The 19,218-nt window shown below is 46.7% G+C and carries 13 protein-coding genes and 1 pseudogene; 3 read left to right on the forward strand and 11 right to left on the reverse strand.

The window, feature by feature from the left end; all coding sequences use genetic code 11:
- Positions 1-230: 230 nt before the first annotated feature.
- Both QMK20_RS15535 and QMK20_RS15540 read left to right on the forward strand, forming a co-directional pair.
- Positions 231-1,223, forward strand: coding sequence for a DUF1385 domain-containing protein (locus QMK20_RS15535; RefSeq protein ID WP_283652323.1), 993 nt, complete (start codon positions 231-233; stop codon positions 1,221-1,223).
- A gap of 7 nt (positions 1,224-1,230) precedes the next feature.
- A complete protein-coding gene (locus tag QMK20_RS15540; RefSeq protein ID WP_283652324.1) occupies positions 1,231-1,551 on the forward strand; it encodes a hypothetical protein in 321 nt (106 codons plus the stop codon).
- 111 nt (positions 1,552-1,662) lie between these two features.
- On the opposite strand, the gene QMK20_RS15545 is transcribed toward QMK20_RS15540, so the two are convergent.
- The 3 genes from QMK20_RS15545 to mntR form a co-directional block, all read right to left on the reverse strand.
- Complete coding sequence (locus tag QMK20_RS15545; RefSeq protein WP_283652325.1) at positions 1,663-2,652, reverse strand: patatin-like phospholipase family protein; 990 nt, start codon at positions 2,650-2,652, stop codon at positions 1,663-1,665.
- Between the two features lie 98 nt (positions 2,653-2,750).
- Positions 2,751-4,487 carry a family 10 glycosylhydrolase gene (locus QMK20_RS15550; protein ID WP_283652326.1) on the reverse strand — a complete coding sequence of 579 codons (1,737 nt, stop codon included), beginning with the start codon at positions 4,485-4,487 and terminating at the stop codon, positions 2,751-2,753.
- Between the two features lie 137 nt (positions 4,488-4,624).
- On the reverse strand, positions 4,625-5,050 hold the full coding sequence (gene mntR, locus QMK20_RS15555) for a transcriptional regulator MntR (RefSeq protein ID WP_007430946.1): 426 nt from the start codon (positions 5,048-5,050) through the stop codon (positions 4,625-4,627).
- A gap of 252 nt (positions 5,051-5,302) precedes the next feature.
- Here mntR and splB point away from each other — a divergent pair, with 252 nt between their 5' ends.
- A complete protein-coding gene (gene splB, locus QMK20_RS15560) occupies positions 5,303-6,367 on the forward strand; it encodes a spore photoproduct lyase (protein ID WP_283652327.1) in 1,065 nt (354 codons plus the stop codon).
- Here the strand turns inward: splB and QMK20_RS15565 are convergent.
- The 8 genes and pseudogenes from QMK20_RS15565 to adhE form a co-directional block, all read right to left on the reverse strand.
- Positions 6,360-7,075: pseudogene (locus QMK20_RS15565) on the reverse strand (cytochrome c biogenesis CcdA family protein). The gene splB and the pseudogene QMK20_RS15565 overlap by 8 nt on opposite strands.
- A 150-nt stretch (positions 7,076-7,225) precedes the next feature.
- Entirely contained in the window at positions 7,226-9,244 is a 2,019-nt protein-coding gene (metG, locus tag QMK20_RS15570) for a methionine--tRNA ligase (RefSeq protein ID WP_283652328.1), read from the reverse strand.
- Positions 9,245-9,661: 417 nt separating this feature from the next.
- Complete coding sequence (gene yidD / locus QMK20_RS15575; RefSeq protein ID WP_283652329.1) at positions 9,662-9,952, reverse strand: membrane protein insertion efficiency factor YidD; 291 nt, start codon at positions 9,950-9,952, stop codon at positions 9,662-9,664.
- Position 9,953: 1 nt separating this feature from the next.
- A complete protein-coding gene (locus tag QMK20_RS15580) occupies positions 9,954-10,445 on the reverse strand; it encodes a Fur family transcriptional regulator (protein WP_044647275.1) in 492 nt (163 codons plus the stop codon).
- Positions 10,446-10,696: 251 nt separating this feature from the next.
- Positions 10,697-12,916: a copper amine oxidase N-terminal domain-containing protein gene (locus tag QMK20_RS15585; RefSeq protein ID WP_283652330.1), complete on the reverse strand. Its 2,220-nt coding sequence runs from the start codon at positions 12,914-12,916 to the stop codon at positions 10,697-10,699.
- Between the two features lie 221 nt (positions 12,917-13,137).
- Positions 13,138-13,896, reverse strand: a complete 759-nt coding sequence (pflA, locus tag QMK20_RS15590) for a pyruvate formate-lyase-activating protein (RefSeq protein WP_283652331.1) — start codon at positions 13,894-13,896, stop codon at positions 13,138-13,140.
- A 65-nt stretch (positions 13,897-13,961) separates the two neighbouring features.
- Positions 13,962-16,223: a formate C-acetyltransferase gene (gene pflB / locus QMK20_RS15595; protein ID WP_283652332.1), complete on the reverse strand. Its 2,262-nt coding sequence runs from the start codon at positions 16,221-16,223 to the stop codon at positions 13,962-13,964.
- A gap of 326 nt (positions 16,224-16,549) precedes the next feature.
- A complete protein-coding gene (gene adhE / locus QMK20_RS15600; protein ID WP_283652333.1) occupies positions 16,550-19,162 on the reverse strand; it encodes a bifunctional acetaldehyde-CoA/alcohol dehydrogenase in 2,613 nt (870 codons plus the stop codon).
- Positions 19,163-19,218: the final 56 nt, after the last annotated feature.

The following is a 19,218-nucleotide window of genomic DNA, read 5'->3' on the forward strand; positions in this document are numbered from 1 at the left end:
CCTGAAGAAGCGGTAGCGTTCGCCTTTATCCCCGGATTTTTACCATTACATCTTTTACAAAATCAAAAAATCTGGGGATAACAGCGATCGGAAGGATGATCCGAGCTTGGAGCGACTTCCTTCACCGCTTGAAGCAGCCTAAATACTTCCTCTCATTTCCCCCAACTAGATATTCCCTTCCAAATTCGATACAATATACAAAAAAGCACGTGTAAAGAGAGGTGAGACGGTTGTCACAAGCATCCAAGCCTGTAAGCTACGGTGGTCAGGCAGTCATTGAAGGTGTCATGTTCGGCGGCAAGCGTGTCAATGTCACGGCAGTTCGCCGCAAGACTGGCGAAATCACATATTTGGAAGTACCGCGCAAGGAGCAATCCTGGGTGTCCAAATTTCGCAGAATTCCATTGTTGCGGGGAATTGTAAGCATCATCGACTCCAGCGCCAAGGGTACAAAGCATTTGAACTATTCAGCAGACGCGTATGCTGATGATGAAGTAGACCCGAAAGAACGCGCTGAACAAAAGAAAAAAGAAGAATCCCGCTGGAGCCTGAGTATGATGATCGGTGTAGCTGCGGTCGGCATTTTATCCTTCCTGTTCGGCAAAATTGTGTTGACCCTCGTTCCGGTTATCGTGGAAAACTTCCTGTTCGGAAATTTATTTCACAACCAGATTCTGCATAACCTTGCGGAAGGGGCCATTAAGCTAATTCTGCTATTGGGTTATTTATGGGGCATTTCCCAAACTCCGTTGATCAAACGACTGTTCCAGTATCACGGAGCGGAACATAAGGTGATTACCGCATATGAAGCGGGTGAAGAACTAACTCCTGCTAATGTGCAAAAATACAGTCGTCTGCATTACCGTTGCGGTAGCAGCTTCATCATGCTCACGGTGATCATCGGGGTACTCGTATATTCCCTGTTTACGTATGATAATCTGTGGGAGCGTATGGGACAGCGGCTTTTGCTGCTTCCAATCGTGCTGGGGCTTTCTTTTGAATTTCTCAAGCTAACCAATGCCCTGCGGGAGATTCCGGTACTCCGTTATTTGGGATACCCCGGCCTGTGGCTGCAACTACTTACCACCAAAGAACCGACCGATGATCAAGTAGAGGTATCCATTGCTTCATTCAAGCGTATGCTGGAATTGGATGCCGAGTTGGAAAATGTACCTGTAAAGGAGACCTTCAACAGCTCGGTCCTTGATCCTGTGAAAGGATGAGTGAAAGATGAACAGACATGCGGTTATTTTCTGGCTTACCCTTGCCTTGGGCGCATATGGGATTGTGGATATGGTATGGAGAGGAAGCTGGGGCTTTCTTATGAGTTTATTGATTCCTGTCCTTGTTTTTGCAGTTATATTTCTGCTGTACAAATACCTGTCAGGACGACGCACCCGTACTCCCAAGATTAAACCCTCTGCACGCACTATGGCCAAAACAGCCAATACACGCAAGCAGCAGACTACAGGCAAGCGCAAAGCGTATCCTTTTCATGTTATTGAAGGCTCTAAGGGCAAAAACGAAGAAGAACAACCTAAGTATCATTAGTCGATCACACTCTAACATGATACACAAAGGAGCCATCACCCGCGTAATGAAAAATGACCGGGAAATGGCTCCTTTTTTAACCTCTTGATTCCAGCTCCAACTAGCAAGTAATTATTTCATGGCATACATCGTATCCTTCATTAATTGATACTTGTTATACTGCTGTTGGTAAGAAGCGATGCTCCATTTGTGGAAAAATGCGTCTCCTGCCTGCACACCAGAATCATAAAGCAAATTGCTTTGCTCAGGAGAAATGTTGAACTGTGCTGTGCGAATGCCCAGCGTCGGGATTTTAATCGTCCGATATCGGTTCTCCTGCTCAATATAACGCTCATCATGCGCTGATAGCATCGTATCAAAAATAGCTTGCAGCATCGTCAACGGCCCCCGTATATATGAAACCTTCGTTTCGGTTCCCGTTTTGCCCACCATCTGAAAGCCTACTGTTGGAATTGTTTTGGCCTTTCGTTCATTTACAGGCTCATCAAAAAGCCATAAAGGCAGATTACTTAGCAGTGCCCCATCGACAACAAACACAAATTGCTGTGAAAATTTTTTCCCTTTCGTGTGCAAAGGATCAAGTCTTAGCATAACGGGGTCGAAAAAATATGGGATGCTTGTGCTCATCCGAATGGCTTTGGCCACCTCCAGTGAAGAGGAGTTCATACCGAAACGTTTGATATCCTCAGGAAGCACCAGAATGCGTCCGTTCGTTATGTCTGAAGCAATAATGCGCAGCTTGCCTGGAGGCAGATCCGCGAACGTACGCACTCCCTTGGCAAGCAACAGCTCCCGCACCCAATGCTCCAATGCTTCTCCGGAGTACAGCCCTTTTTTAAGAAAAATACGAGCTGCCGGTCCAACCCATTTGATGTTAAACACCGGAGAACGCCGTAACAAGCTGACCAAGGGGGTTTTCTCGATCACGGCTTTCATTTCATCTGCTGAATATCCTGCCGCCAACAAAGCAGCTACAATAGCACCTGATGATGTACCCGCTACACGGTTGAATACAATTTCATGCTCCTCCGCAGCCTTGACTGCACCCGCCAGCGATATACCCTTAACCCCTCCACCCTGGAACACAGCATTGATCAGCATAGATCAAAAAACCTCCGTTCTCTTGGGAGTAAGCAGTACTACTGCTTATGTATGAGAACGGAGGCTTATTTAGAACCTATATGATCCATTTTACATAATTATTGATAATAATTTTGAAGAAGCTGAATGAGTCCGTACGGATTTTTCCGTAAATGCTGGGCACTAAAATAAATGTCCCCTTTGATCTGGTTATAATTTTCGTTCAGCTTGAGTTGCTTAATCAGCTCTTCGGCAGATTGCCAGCCCTTTTCAGGAGTGCCGATTTTATAAGGAGAATGTCCGATGTACAGCTTAACATCTGAATTTTTGACCTCATTGGACCACCATGCCACAAGCTTGTCATAGCCAGCGGCCGGGAAACCGATACTCCAATAAATCTGTGGAGCTACATAATCAATCCAGCCTTTGTTAATCCAGGTACGTACATCGGCAAATGTCGTATCATACGCTGTAACGCCTGCCTTCGTATCTGATCCGGTTAAGTCCTGAGACTTGTTGCGCCACACTCCAAAAGGACTAATACCGAATTGCACTTTGGACTTGCTTGCATGAATGCTTTTGCCCAAATCACGGACAAAGCTGTTCACATTATCTCTCCGCCAGTCGCCTTTGTTAGAGATTTTGTTGGCATTATAAGCTTGAAAAGTCGCATCATCATCAAAAGTACCGCTGTATGGATAGAAATAGTCATCCAAATGAACGCCGTCAATATCATATCCGTCCACAACCTCCATAATCGCAGCAATGACATGCTGGCGAGCGGCGGGAATACCGGGATTGATGTATAGCTGACTGCCATTCTTAACGATCCAATCCGGATGTTGGTTAGCGACATGGTTTGCAGCTAAACCACTGGTCGTTCCTGTAGAATTGGCGCGGAAAGGGTTGAACCAGGCATGGAACTCCATCCCCCGCTTGTGCGATTCACTAATCATAAATTTTAAAGGATCATAGCCCGGATTTTTACCCTGGGTGTTCGTCAGGTACTTGCTCCATGGCACAAGATTGGACGGATACAGCGCATCCCCGCTGGCCCGGACCTGAACAAAAACCGCATTAATACCCATACCCTGCAAATCATCAAGCATTTTGGTAAATTCCTGCTTTTGCTTCTCGGTACTGCTTCGGGCGGCGGAAGAAGGCCAATCCCCGTTAATCGTAGAAATCCAAGCCCCGCGCATGGAAGTCGAAGCTTTCACTTGCACGACATTTCCCTGCGAAGAATTGGAGCTGCCCTCATTGGTTGATGTAGACGGAGAAGTAACACTCGCTTGCACATCATCATTGATTCCCTGATTCGTATCTACACTTCCCGGATTGTCAGATGTGGACGTATTGGAGCTGGAGCCGCCACCGGAGGATGTTGTTCCGCCAGTGGCGGCACCCTCTTTACCACTATTTAACGTAATGACTCGCTCTGAAGCCTGCCAGTCCACTTTTAATCCCAACTCTTCCCCAACAAAACGCAGCGGCACCATGACTCTTCCGCTCGTCATACGCGCAGATGCGTCCAATCGAACTGACTTGCCATTCACCATAGCACTCTGTCCGCCGTTTTCCATAGAAATGTTCTTGTCTTGTGCTGTAATGGTTACCGTACCGGACGATGCTGACCAGTTGACCTGAGCGCCTAATCCCTCACTGATCACCCGCAAGGGTACCATCGTTACGTTGGCTCCCTGTACAATGTACGGCAACGCATCACTTTGCAGCGGTTGCCCGTCCAATATAATTTCAATCTCTCCGTTTGGAGCCGCTTGCGCTCCTGGCACAACTGCCGTCTGCACCGCCAGCAGTAAACCCGCAGCCAGTGCCCATGTTTTCTTCCAATTCATATGATTACAATCCTCCGCTAACCCGTTAATTTTTAACCCCTGTCTTGTCCTGCTATATAATGGATAGACGCTAATACCCGGGTATTTGTTGCGGTAGGGACAAATAAAAAAGCATCTGTCCTTACGGACGATGCCTGTCAGGAATCACCACTCAATTCCTTGTGTATATCGTGAAGCTGGCGCAAACGATCTTCATCCCGGCGGAAATATTCGACCAATGTCTCAATGCGGGTGATGGAATCCCAGCTTAAATGGTGCTCAATACCTTCCACATCTTTATAGATCAGGTCCTTGTCGACCCCAATCATATCCAGAAATTGCTCTAGTAACTGGTGGCGATCAACCAGCCGTTTGCCGACCTTTTTCCCTTTGGGTGTTAAAATTAATCCCCGATATTTCTCATATACGAGATAGTCATCCTTATCCAGCTTCTGGATCATCTTGGTAACGGACGAAGGATGGACCTCCAGACCCTCTGCGATATCCGAGACACGGGCGTATCCCTTCTCATCAATCAGCTGGTAAATGCGCTCCAAATAATCTTCCATGCTTGGCGTTGGCACTTGTTTCCCTCTTTTCTGTTATTGAACGGGCGCTTACCGCCTTCATTTCCTGCGTTGAACCTACATATGTAATGATACATGTTATCATTGCCTATTGGCAAGTCTCATCCCTCTGCTCACAGCTATTGCCACGTTTTGTTCAATTTAAGCAGGGCATACTAATAGCGTCCTTGTATCATTCTCCTATGGCATGAGTTAGAGTTGGACACCCAAGCTACTACTGGATATTTATTCCTGAAAGGAGCGTTACCCATGTCCACGCTTAAGCGTACTCCTGTCAAAACCAAAGGAACCAAACCGTTCGTGCCTGATCTGGTATTTTTCGAGCCGGACGCACTGAATTATCCCAAGGGTCAGCGTATTATGGATTGGGTCAAAGCCAAAGACATTCCGTATCGTATGACCACATCTCATAACCGGATTACCAATTTACCGGGCGAAACCGAAGTTGAAAAATATCGAATGGCGAAAAAGACGTTGGTCGTCGGTATTCGCAAAACGCTAACCTTCGACCAATCCAAGCCCTCTGCTGAATACGCCATTCCTATTTCGACCGGATGTATGGGACACTGCCACTATTGTTATTTGCAAACGACATTAGGGGCAAAGCCGTACTTACGCGTCTATGTCAATACCGATGATATCTTATCGGCAGCTAAAGGCTATATCGAGGAACGTGCACCCGAAATAACTCGTTTTGAAGCAGCCTGTACCTCCGACCCGATCGGTTTGGAGCATATCACCGGATCGCTCGGAGAATTGATTCGTTTTATGGCAGACGAAGAATTTGGTCGCCTGCGTTTTGTTACCAAATATCATCATGTCGATCCGCTGCTAGATATTCAGCATAATGGTCATACCCGCATCCGGTTTAGCATTAATTCCGATTATGTTATTAAACAGTTTGAGCCTGCGACTTCGCGCTTCGAGGAACGCATTGGAGCAGCGGGCAAAATCGCCCTAGCCGGTTATCCGCTAGGCTTTATTATCGCGCCAATCATCTGGTATGACGGCTGGGAAGAAGGATATGGCGAGCTACTGCGCAAATTGGGTGAAACCTTGCCTCAGGATGCCACAAAAGATCTGACGTTCGAATTGATCCAGCATCGTTTTACCAAAACATCCAAGGCTGTGATCGAGAAGCGTTATCCAAAAACCAAGCTGGAAATGGACATGGAGAAACGCAAGAAAAAATGGGGACGTTGGGGACAGAACAAATACGTTTATCCCGATGAACAGCAAAACGCACTGCGAGAATTTATCACCGAGCGCATTTTTGAACATTTTCCATTAAGTCGTATTGAGTATTTCACATAACCAGCATCCAATCCGGCGTAATCCGTTGTAAAAACAGCGTTACACCCGTCATATGATCCGTTACTAGCAAAATTCCGGTGATGATCAGCAGTATACCGCCTGTTTTGACGATAATTGACGTGTAACGCGAGGATAGACGAACAGAGCCGACCAGTAAAGCCAATGCAAAAAATGGAATCGCAAAACCAAGCGCGTAGCCTGTGACCAGCTTGAACCAGGTATGATGCTCTACTGCCGCCAAAGCGATAATAGCTGTCAGCATGGGACCGATACAGGGAGACCAGCCTGCCGCAAATCCGATTCCGATCACAAAGGAACCGGCATAACCGGCAGGCTTCCATGTCCAGCGAAGCTTATGCTCCCGCATCAAAATCAAAGGCCGTACCACGCCAAGAGATACCAGCCCCATCACCAAGATCAGTATCCCCGCAACCACCCTTAGCGTATCCCCATAATTGCCAAACCATTCTCCCAGCAACCCTACACTTGCACCCAAGGAATAAAACACAACGGAAAAACCCAGTACAAAAGCAAGGGTATGTCCCATCGTACGGTAACGCACCTCAGCCTTATGCCGTCCTTCGGCCAGTTCATGTGCCGACATCCCCGTCATGTAAGATAAATAAGAGGGATACAGTGGCAAACAGCAAGGTGAAAAAAAGAAACCAATCCTGCTATGATCGCCAACCCGGCGTTAACATCCGTCATCATCATTTCCTCCCGCCTGTCTTAAGTAAACGCGAGCAAACAAGCCCTATTACTAAAACATACGTGAGGACGCAGCAAAATATGTTGCAACCCAAAAAGCGTATGCCCCGGCATAAAAACCGAAAGACATACGCTCATTACTTGTTTTATTTATTTTACAATCGCGCCGTTAGGCATGCTTTCCGGTACTGTAGCCAGCGTAAGCTGATCTCCGTGCGATGCTGCTAAAATCATGCCTTGTGACAGCTCCCCACGCAGCTTCACAGGCTTAAGATTGGTCACACAAATCACCTTGCGTCCAACCATATCCTCCGGCGTGTAAAACTTGGCAATGCCCGATACAACCTGACGCTGCTCATAACCAAGATCAAGTTGGAGCTTCAACAGCTTGTCGGCCTTCTTCACAGGCTCACAGGCGATAACCTGAGCGACGCGCAGTTCTACCTTGGCAAAGTCCTCAATACCAATCTCTTCCTTCGCCTCTGGCGCTTCCTGGCCCGCCTCAGCCGCATTCTGCGGTTGAAGCTGCGCGGTAGCTTCCTCTGGCTTCTTGCCACCCGTCATCGCTTCGACTATGAAAGCAACCTCCTGCTCTGAATCCAGACGCGGGAAGATGGGATTGCCTTTGACCAGTTGCGTTCCTTCCGGAATGCGACCAAACTGCTTGCCGCTTTCCCATGTAGTCAGTTCACCTTCGTTGATGCCCAGCTGTTCCCAAATTTTATGCGGAGCGCGGGTCAAGAACGGCTGGAGCAAAATAGACGCGATGCGCAAGCTTTCTACCAAATGCACCATAACGGATGCCAGCTCACGGCGTTTGTCCTCATCCTTGGCCAGGTTCCATGGTTGTGTTTCGTCAATATACTTATTGCTGCGGCTAATAAATTGGCTGATCGCCGCCAGTGCCACGGAAAACTCCATGTTTTCCATCGCTTCTTCTACTTTACTGTAAGTCACTGTTGCCATTTCTTCCAAAGCCCCGTCGAATGCTGTTACATTCGCTTCATAAGCCGGAACCTTGCCTTCAAAATATTTGTCTACCATCGCTACGGTACGGTTCAACAAATTGCCCAGATCATTCGCTAAATCAGAATTGACCCGATCAACGAAGCTTTCCGGTGTAAAGGTTCCATCCGCGCCGAAAGGCACCTCGCGCAGCAAGTAGTAACGAAGTTGATCCAGACCATAGCGGTCAATCAGCGTTACAGGGTCTACGACGTTACCTTTGGACTTGGACATTTTACCGTCCTTCATGAGTAGCCAGCCGTGTGCAAATACTTTTTTAGGCAACGGGAGATCCAGCGCCATCAGCATGATTGGCCAGTAAATCGTGTGGAACCGTACAATTTCCTTCCCTACGATATGCACATTGGCAGGCCAAAATTTATCGTATAGCTCGGTATTGGAGGAACCATAGCCCAGGGCTGTAATGTAGTTGGAGAGCGCATCAATCCACACGTATACGACATGCTTCGGATCACCCTTCACCTTAACGCCCCAGTCAAAGGTTGTACGGGATACAGCCAAATCCTCCAGCCCCGGCTTGATGAAGTTGTTAATCATCTCTTTTTTACGGGATTCCGGCTGGATAAACTGCGGATTCTCCTCATAAAATTGCAGCAAACGATCAGCATACTTGCTCATACGGAAAAAGTAACACTCTTCCTTGACCAGTTCTACAGGGTGGCCACTGTCCGGGCTTTTACCTCCAGCCACGTTGCCTTCCGCATCCTTGACCACGTCAACCAGTTGAGTTTCCGTGTAATAAGTCTCGTCAGGAATGCTGTACCAGCCTTCGTATTCGCCCTTGTAAATATCCCCTTGCTTGAGCAAACGATCAAATATTTCCTGTACAACGCTCTTGTGCCGTTCTTCCGTTGTGCGAATAAAATCGTCATTGGAAATATCGAGCTTCCGCCATAAATCCTGAATCCCTGCCACAATATCGTCAACGAAACGTTGCGGTGTTTTGCCAGCCGCACTCGCCTTCTGCTCAATCTTCTGTCCATGCTCATCCGTTCCTGTCAAATAGCGCACCTCGTAGCCGCGCAGCCGCTTGTAGCGTGCCATCGCATCTCCGGCTACCGTAGTGTACGCATGACCGATATGTAGCTTGTCGCTTGGATAATAAATCGGTGTCGTAATGTAAAATGTTTTCTCATTGGACATGTGTATTGCCTCCTGTTTTGTTCATGGCAGCAAAATAAGGCATGCTCCCCTGAATTCGGTACTCCAATTCATGTTTTTCACACCAATTGGGCACAAAAAAGACCCCCGTCCCTATGGGACGAGAGTCACCTCACGCGTTACCACCCAAATTTCCCGTATCCTCGCAGACTACAGGCTTCACCAGTCACTTCTGACCGCCCATTAACGCTGGATCACGCCTTTCCCTTACGGTTGCCCCTATAAACATTGAACTGCTGGCAAACACGCTCGAAAAAGGTTCCTCCAGGACCATATTCAGGCTTCGTTCCAGACCGGTTTGCAGCTAACCCCGGCTCTCTGTACTGGACGGCTGACCCTACTCATCCCTTCACAGGAAAACATTATTATCCAAAATATAACCAAACCCGCATAGCTATGTCAAGTCAATCCCTTCCCGGTACGGTCAGCAAAACGATCTTCATCGGATCTATTCGCCCTCTTTTTAGCAGGAGGCACCAGATCTACACCACCTGGATGAAAGGGATGGCACTTCGCTATACGTTTGGCGGCCAGCCAGGAGCCCTTGAGCACACCATGCACCTCCACCGCCTCAAGTGCGTACTTTGAACACGTCGGATAGAAGCGACAGGTTGGTGGCTTTAACGGTGAAATATAGGATCGGTATAACTTAATCGGAGCTTGAACCACTCTGCGTGTGGTAATCTTCATTTCAGTAGCCTCCGTGGCTGTGAGTGTGACCGCTCGCCTGTTTGTATCCCCCATTAGAATTGGCCTCTGCTTGCCCGTTCTTCTTCTGGCATTCCTTGCAATAACCGAAAATCTCAAACTTGTGTTCAACGATTTGGAACTGATCTGTCGTATCTGTCATCTGCATCGGGCAGAAAGAGATCGGTAAAGTTTTCTGACAGCTCAGGCAAATCATATGATGGTGGTGATGATGCTCATTGCAGCTCACCTTGAACTTCATCCCATCCTCAAAAGATACCTGCTCCAGGACACCCAATTCCTGCATCACACGCAAATTACGGTAAACGGTGTCAAAGCTGAGTCCGCTGTATTTTTTACCCATATATTCATAAACGTCTTTTGGGGACAGATACCCTTCATTCTCGGAAAATAACGTGGCCAGCGTCTTGCGCTGATCCGTAATACGCAGTCCCTGAGTGGACATTGTTGCGATAATTTCATCCTTTGTCAGCATGCGTTTCACCCTCCCCTGTCTGTAGTTTCAGGTTATCTGATGCAGGCTTAGGCTTGCATCTACTTATTATACCACGATTAAAGTCAAAGTTATAAGAGATATTCGCGCTCTTGATAAAGAAAAAGACGTTCTCCTGTGCTTGAACCGAATCCGCAACAGGAGAACGCCTTTATTCTGTAAGTGATCTGACTTTAAACGGTGAATGATGAGACCCTTCGGTCTAAAGCGATAAACAAAACCGGATGTTCATATTAATTTTTAATAGCTGGTAATGGCATAACTACCACGGAAACTGGCAAGTTACTACCCGCCGCAGCAGTGAAATACATCTCTACACTTTCCTCGATATGACCTGTACGATACAGTACACTCATCTCATTCGGAGCCCACACGGAGCCGTTCGTCGGGATACCCACTACCTGATTATTCACCATAGCATAGCCAGAGTATTCACCACCACGCGGATTAAATGTAATCAGGGAATACGGCGCTACGCGATCCAGTTTAACCTTATACACAACACCAAAATTACCCGCATTGGAGGAAGAAGAACCGTCCAGACCGTCTGAACCAAGCAGGTTCGGGTCTACTTTATTGTCGCCAAGAACGATACGCTGAGCTGTTTTACCAACCTCTTCCGTATATTGAAGCGTAATATCCGAATTCGCATACGTTCCACGGTTATGAATGCCGTCCTTAGGCAGTTTTGCGAGAGTAGGCATTGCAGTCAACGGATCTGCATTTGCATCTAACACAACAACTGTGTATTGAATAGGTTGATCCGTATACAAGTCGGATAAGAGAGAAATGACCTGTTTTTGCTTAATTTTTTGCGCATTCAAATCCTGTAAAATAACGCGGCTTTCGCCTGGATTCAGAATTGTGCTGGAACGTTTGCTTCCATCCTGCATGGATTGAAAGTACCGCTGAATCGAAATCTTACCCGCAGCCGTCGCAAACTCAGATGGGCCGGCGAAACCGGAATTTTCGACGTTCAGATTGGTAGCAGTAATATTATTGTTGGTTGCGATAACGTACATTTTTACATCTCTGCCCGTTTCATTCACATGATGGACGAGTATACGTGTGCTGCCTGATCCCATTTCCTGATACACAATGCCATCCTGGAATACACGTTCCGGGCTGTTAGCACGGATCAGAAGGCGTGGTGAAGATGTACTGGTTACCGGAATGGTAGCCATGGTAGGCACCTGACTGCCATCTACACTGTATTTATCACCAAAGGGCGTGAAGATTTTGTTGAAATCATCTTCATTGTACAGCAGTTCATTCGTAATTTTAATCGTTTGACTTACTGTACCCGTTTCGCCATGTTTGTCGGTCACGGTCAGTGTAATGGTCACATCACCTGGCTCGAAAAACGCCAGCTTCTTGTTCACCCAGTCACGCTTGGTGATGGCATTTTCATCGTCCGTACTCAAGTCGGTAATGGTAATTTTTTCACCCATTTTGTATTCTTTTTTATCAGTCGTAAACAGAGCCACCGGCGGTTGGTTTGGCGGTCTTACTGTGATGGTCACGGAGTAAGGATCGCTCCAGTTCCCTGCCGAATCAAGAACGGAATATGTAACTACATATGTACCCGGCTCCTGAAATACATCCTGCTTGCCTTCCCAACGCTGGTTCACAATCGGAAGACCTGTAGGAGAAGATTCCTTCGTAAGATACGTAACTGTCGTTTGGCCTGCATAGATATCTTTTTGCTGAACCGTGAAGGAAGCTTTAGGCTTTTGATTCAAATCCATAATAACCTGTTTTGTAATATTATTTACAGTATAAGGAATATTCAAGGCCTGTGTAATAGAGGTCAACGGCACCATAAATACGTTCTTTTGCTGGAATGCCGGTCCCTTCATTTGTCGAGCCTCACCGTTAACCGTATAAATTTTGCTATCAGTCTTGAAGCGTAGCACGTTTGTACCTTGGGTGATAACGGTTTCCTTGGTAGCAGTGTCATAACTAAACTGTAATCCGACGCGGCTGACAAGCGAACGGATAGCTACATAAGAAACACCGTCCTTGACTGTCATCGGCTGAGTCGCCGTGTACACCTGTCCGTTTTGTTCCATTTTTGCGCTGTTCAAATACAAAATCAGTTGATTTGCACTCATGGATGTTGGAGAACCACCAGGGTTGATGATCGTTCCGTCCCCACCGTATACATCATTGGATACGTTCGATCCGTTGGTTGTATCCGTCGGCAAACCAGACAATGGATCATTGGATACGCCTGTGTTATCAGGTGTCACCATGTCATTTTGTGTTCCAGTGCTATCTTGTCCCCCGATGCTATTATCAACGCCGGAATCTGTGACATTGGCCTGAGCCTGCTGTCCGCTAACCGAATCGGTGGATTGAACAGTGGATACTGCTTCTGCTCCTACAGGGGCTACTGCAGCCACCTGGGCTACCGCAAGCGCGGTGAGCATGGTCCATTTCTTGAAATTCATTCTCTGTCTCCTTCTATTACCAAATTATTATCATCCCCGTAAAAAGTCATACTATTAGACGCGGCTGTTGCCCAAAAGTTGCTGGGAATTTTTCTGAACATGAAAAAAAGGGAACTTTCTCCTGTGGCTGCAAGAAATACTACAACAAAAAAACGCCGCCCCATCTGACCTGATGGGGCGGCGGCTTCATAAACAGAAAGTATTTTAACGGTCATTCAACATTATGACGGACGGACGGCGACATTTATCCCTGCAGTCTCCAGACGGCCCTCTTCAATGAGACGGTAAGCCCGTTGGACCTCTTCATCTGTAGGGGAAGGAACCCCTTCCAGCGGATACGCCTTGCCGAGCATTTCCCACTTGTATACACCCATTTGATGGTAGGGTAAAATTTCGAACTTTTCGACTCCGTTCAACGTTCCGATAAACCGTCCCAAATTCAGCAGATCCTGCTCATCATCATGAATACCCGGTACAAACACGTGTCTAATCCACATCTTGCGCCCTTGTTCAGACAACCAGCGTGCCGTACTCAGCATACGGTCATTGGACTTGCCTGTAAGCTTAATATGCTTGTCGTTGTCAATATGCTTAATATCCAGCAACACCAAGTCTGTTACGTCCAGCAGTTCATGGATACGGCCTGCATCATTAAAACCGTTACTGTCCAGCGTCGTGTGCAAATTCCAGCGTTGCTTCACTTCTTTGAACAGCTCTGCTACAAAATGAGCTTGCAGTGTCGGTTCTCCACCGGATACGGTCAATCCGCCTCCCGAAGAACGGTAGTAGGCTAAATATGGCTCAATTTCAGCCAATACCTCTTTCAGTGTCATTGGATTGCCTTCATTTAAAGCCCAGGTGTCCGGGTTGTGGCAATATTGACATTTTAACAAGCATCCTTGCATAAAAAGCACGAAGCGGATGCCAGGACCATCTACGGTCCCGAAGGTTTCCAATGAGTGTATGTGACCTTTCAGCATGTTGCATCTTCCTTCCCGCATCCGCTATGCGTGCGTCGTTGTAATATGTGATACGTAAAGCTTTGTTACATTGTACCGTGGAAAGTACGATTAATGACATCCAGCTGTTGTTCACGAGTCAGCTTGATAAAGTTAACGGCATAGCCTGATACGCGAATCGTAAGCTGTGGATAGTTTTCTGGGTGATCCATCGCATCCAGCAATTGTTCACGAGCAAACACGTTAACGTTCAGATGATGCGCATGGCTTCCAAAGTAGCCGTCCATCATGGAAACGAGATTCGTTTTGCGTGTTTCTTCTTCTTTACCCAGTGCTTTAGGCACGATAGAGAAGGTATTCGAGATACCATCCAGACTGTGCTCGTAAGGCAACTTAGCTACGGAGCTAAGGGAAGCCAAAGCACCTTTTTTGTCGCGTCCGTGCATTGGGTTCGCACCTGGTGCAAACGGTTCGCCAGCTTTACGTCCATCCGGTGTTGTACCTGTTTTCTTACCGTACACCACGTTGGAAGTAATGGTCAATACAGATTGAGTAGGAATCGCATTCCGGTAAGCTTTGTGCTTGCGGATCATGCCCATGAAGGACTCTACCAGTTCTACTGCGATGTTATCTACACGATCATCGTTATTACCGTAGCAAGGGTATTCCCCTTCAATTTCAAAGTCAATGGCGATGCCTTTTTCGTTACGGATCGGTTTCACCTTCGCATGTTTAATGGCGCTCAGGGAATCGGCTGCAACGGACAGACCAGCAATACCACAAGCCATCGTACGGACAATATCACGGTCATGCAACGCCATTTCAATCCGTTCGTAGCTGTACTTGTCATGCATGTAGTGAATAACGTTCAAAGTGTTCATGTACAGTTTTGCCAACCATTCCATCATTGGCTTGAAGCGGCTCAGCACTTCCTCGTAATCCAACACTTCACCTGTAATTGCAGGATATTCAGGGCCCACTTGAGCACCTGATTTTTCATCCACACCACCGTTGATGGCATACAACAAAGCTTTAGCCAAGTTGGCACGGGCACCAAAGAATTGCATTTGTTTACCGATTTTCATTGCCGATACACAACAAGCGATACCATAATCATCGCCATAAATCGGACGCATCAGATCATCATTTTCATACTGAATGGAGCTAGTTTCAATAGAAACTTTGGCACAATATTTTTTGAAGCCTTCAGGCAATTTTTCAGACCACAGTACAGTCAGGTTTGGCTCCGGTGCAGGTCCCAAATTGTACAGGGTGTGCAAGAAACGGAAGCTGTTTTTAGTAACCCGAGTTTCTCCAGTAATGGACATACCGCCAATGGATTCAGTTACCCATGTTGGGTCTCCGCTGAACAGTTCATTATAGTCAGGTGTGCGCAGGAATTTAACAATACGCAGTTTCATAACAAAATGATCGACCAATTCTTGTGCTTGCTCTTCTGTCATTGCGCCTTCTTCCATATCCCGTTGAGTATAAATATCAAGGAAGGAAGATACACGTCCCAAGGACATTGCAGCACCATTTTGTTCTTTGATCGCTGCAAGATAGCCAAAATACACCCATTGGAAAGCTTCTTTTGCGTTGTTAGCAGGCTTTGAGATGTCGAAACCATGCTCAGCAGCCATTTGTTTCAGCTCGTTCAAAGCGCGAATTTGCTCGGAAATTTCTTCACGCAGACGAATTACGTCTTCTTCCATGGAATCCACTTCAAGGCTTTTCAGTTGAGCCTTTTTGTCTTTAATCAGGAAGTCTGCGCCGTACAGTGCTACACGACGGTAGTCACCGATAATGCGACCACGACCATATGCATCTGGCAAACCAGTGATAATACCCGCTTTACGAGCTGCTCTCATATCATCGGTATAAGCGTCGAATACACCCTGATTATGCGTTTTGCGAATATGAGTGAAGATATCAACAATGCTTTGCGGTACTTCAAAGCCATAGGCTTTGCAAGCGTCGATCATCATCCGGATTCCACCAAACGGCTGCAAAGAGCGTTTGAATGGAGCGTCTGTTTGTACACCGACAACTTGTTCTTTATCCCGGTCTAGATAGCCCGGCTTATGTGAAATAATGGTGGATGGCGTATTCACGTCTACATCAAGCACGCCACCGTTTGCCAACTCTTTTTTGGTAAGATCGGATACAATATCCCACAGTGCAGTTGTGTTGGCAGTAGGACCAACTAGAAATTCCTCGTTACCGACATAAGGTAAGATATTGGTTTCAATAAAATCGTTGACGTTGACTTCTTTAGTCCATTTACCTTTTTTGAAACCTCTCCAGCCAGATTGTTGCTCTTGTAATTCTCTCTCAATCACCGACATGTAAATCCCTCCAAATTGTTTGGTCTTCCGGACTTGTGATTTTTTTCACATTAAAATAGTGTCTCGAGCCCGGCCTTTTCACCGATGCCTTACGCTCAGTGTCGGGACCTTTCTTACACCCTTATTGTAGAATAATGATAGAGTGTAGTATGTGACAAAAATCACAATACAGGTGACATTTATCACTTTATTTTCTTTAGCTTCACGCCCGTACTTTTATCCTTGCCGTTCACCCCCCTTCCCAAACCAACAGGCCCTCTATATAGAGAGCCTGCGTTGGTATTAACGGGAAAATGCTTAGTCACAAGCCTCTTCGTACCTATATATTATTGGTCAAAACGTCCGTAGAAGGCATTGCGGTATACATCAGCCAATTCGGTAACCAGCGGCAGCTTCGGATTCGCAGTTGTACATTGATCCTCAAAAGCGCGGTCAGCCAGATAATCTACACGCGATTCAAAATCCTTCGCATCGAAGCCGATTTGCTGGAACGATTCCTCGATACCGAGTGTTTTGTTCAACTTGCGGATCGCTTCGATCAGACTGTTAACCCCTTCTTCCGTTGTACGGGCAGGCAGTCCCAGTATGCGTGCAATTTCTGCATAACGCTCATCCGCAACAAAGTGCGAATATTTAGGGAACGAAGCAAACTTCGTTGGTTTTTTCGCATTATAACGAATGACGTGTGGTAACAAAATGGCATTCGTGCGACCGTGCGCTGTATGGTATTGTCCGCCCCATTTGTGCGCAAGACTGTGGTTAATACCCAGGAATGCATTGGCAAACGCCATCCCTGCCAGTGTGGAAGCATTATGCATTTTTTCACGAGCCAGCTTGTCGCCAGTCAGAGCCGATTGCTCCAGGTATTGGAATACCAGTTGAATGGCTTTAATCGCCAGACCGTCTGTGTAGTCACTAGCCATTACGGACACGTAGGCCTCGATAGCATGCGTCAGTACGTCCATACCTGTATCCGCTACAGCTGTTTTAGGCAGCGAGTATACAAACTCAGGGTCAATAATTGCCACATCAGGAGTCAGCTCATAGTCAGCCAGCGGATACTTCGTGTTGCCCTGATTTTTGTCTGTAATAACTGCGAACGACGTAACTTCCGAACCTGTACCCGAGGTTGTAGGAATGGCTACAAATTGTGCCTTCTGACCAAGACGCGGGTATTTGTAGATCCGTTTGCGGATATCCATGAATTTTTGTTTCAAGTTGTTGAAATCAGTATCTGGGTATTCATAGAACATCCACATGCCTTTAGCCGCATCCATCGGCGAACCGCCGCCCAATGCAATAATGCAATCCGGTTGGAAACGTCTCATCATTTCAGTACCACGTTCTACCGTAACTGTCGATGGATCTGGCTCTACTTCAGAGAACACTTCGATAGCTACTGGCGTTTGGCGTTGGTGTAAATAATGAATGACACGATCCACATATCCGAGTTTCACCATCATAGGGTCTGTGATAATGGCTACACGTGTGATATCAGGCATTTTAGCAAGATACTGAGTCGAATTTTTTTCGAAATAAATTTTGGAAGGTACTTTGAACCATTGCATATTCACCGTTCGTTTCGCCACCCTTTTCACATTAATCAAGTTGACTGCCGATACGTTCGACGAAGTCGAGTTACGTCCGTACGAACCACAACCCAGTGTCAGCGATGGAAGGTTGGTGTTGTAGAGGTCACCGATCGCACCATGTGTGGAAGGCGAATTTACAATGATACGGCCTGTTTGCAAACGGTTTGCGAACCGAGCGATAACGTCCTCATCGTTCGAATGAATAGCGGACGAGTGGCCCATGCCCCCGAATTCCACGACTTCAGCAGCGCGTTGAATACCTTGTTCCGCATTTTTTACTTTATAGCAAGCCAATACAGGACTCAATTTTTCCGCAGACAATGGGAATTTTGTTCCTACCCCTTCAATCTCAGCGACCAAAATTTTAGTTCCTGCTGGTACTGTGATACCACTCATTTCAGCAATTTTTACAGCAGACTGCCCGACAATAGCTGGGTTCACTGCACATTTCTCGACATTCATAGCTCCTTGAGTGAGCTTAGCTGCTTCTTCTTTATTTACAAAATAGCAGCCGTTAGCGATCATCAATTTTTTCACTTGTTCGAAGATTGGCTCTTCGATAATAACCGCTTGCTCGGAAGCACAAATCATACCGTTGTCAAAAGATTTGGAGAGGATGAGATCGTTCACAGCCTGCTTGATGTCTGCTGTTTTTTCAATAAAGCAAGGCACGTTACCTGGGCCTACACCCAGAGCAGGTTTACCGCAGCTATATGCCGCCTTAACCATGCCTGATCCACCAGTTGCCAGAATCAGCGCCACATCCGGGTGATTCATGAGTGAATTTGTCTTATCCATCGATGGAGCTTCAATCCATTGAATACAATCTGCCGGAGCACCATGTTTGACGGCTGCTTCAAGCAAAACGCGAGCTGCTTCCGCACTACACGATTGAGCGGATGGATGGAAACCAAAGATGATCGGGTTACGTGTTTTAATAGCAATCAACGCTTTGAACATTGTAGTTGAAGTCGGATTAGTCACTGGAGTGATCCCCATAATGATGCCGACGGGCTCTGCTATTTTTTGAAAACTGTCAAAGTCATTATCTTCAATGACACCAACGGTTTTTTCATTTTTGATGCTATGATAGACATATTCTGTTGCAAACATGTTTTTAATGATTTTGTCCTCATACACACCGCGTCCTGTTTCTTCAACAGCCAGCTTCGCCAGATGCATGTGCTTATCCATCCCTGCGATTGCCATAGCTTGTACGATTTCGTCAATCTGCTCCTGATTCATACTCATAAAAGCCTTCTGTGCCCGGTTCCCCCGGTCAATCAGTGTTTGAATATACTGCTCAGCGCTTTGCTCTTTTTGGATAACCTCGTTTTTAACAGCCATTTCCCTCATCCTCCTGTTATCTCGTGTACTATCTCTTGTTCACGCACTGATCGTAA

This window comes from Paenibacillus sp. RC334, assembly GCF_030034735.1.
Classification (GTDB): domain Bacteria; phylum Bacillota; class Bacilli; order Paenibacillales; family Paenibacillaceae; genus Paenibacillus; species Paenibacillus terrae_A.